Raw genomic sequence first — 663 nt, forward strand, 5'->3', positions numbered from 1 at the left:
GTTGTGGCCGTATTGACTGCGGTAGCCATGCTGTTGGCATTCATCTATCAACTCGCGGTCGGAGAGGTAAATCTCTTAGGGGTTGGTATATACCCGGCCACAGCCATCCTTCTGTTGGCAATCTCCTGGGTGATTCGCGCTATCGGAAAGACAGCACCTTTCCAGTTCCTGGGGAGACACCTGGCGCGGTTTGGTGCATCGAAGTGGGTCCAGCGTACCGCCGCAGTCATTGTGCTCGCGGGAGGCCTTGCCATCACTATCTATGCCTACTGGCTTAACCACGGGAGCTGATGATGATCATTGCAACGAAGAACGGCTTTCTGGTGGCCGCAGAACTAATCAGGGAAGAGGCCGGGTACTGGCTACTACAGCCTCGTGACCAAAAGACGCCGGTCAGGGTGAATAAGCAGGATAACAATAAACGCGCTTTCACGCATATGGGAGACGCCCTTCGCTGGGCCGGTGATCCTGAGCTTGCAAAGCAATTCGATGCCGAGGGGGAAGAACATGCAAATTCGTGACTACATGACAAAGTTGTTTGACGCATTTGGTGATGTGGAGGAAGTCACCCGAGAAATGCTTCTGGAGCAGGCGGAGCTCATTCATACGATCAGCGATAAGTGTCAGAGCACAGGCCTGTTTCTGGATAGTCAGGTTCGTTTC

At 53.4% G+C, this 663-nt stretch carries 1 protein-coding gene and 1 pseudogene; both read left to right on the forward strand.

Annotation, left to right across the window (positions count from 1 at the left end):
• Positions 1–291: pseudogene (locus R8N49_RS27720) on the forward strand (nitrite reductase); the annotation flags it as partial.
• 2 nt (positions 292–293) lie between these two features.
• Positions 294–521, forward strand: coding sequence for a hypothetical protein (locus tag R8N49_RS27725; RefSeq protein ID WP_001447532.1), 228 nt, complete (start codon positions 294–296; stop codon positions 519–521).
• Positions 522–663 lie beyond the last annotated feature (142 nt).

The sequence above is a fragment of the Vibrio sp. 1978 genome (assembly GCF_033344345.1).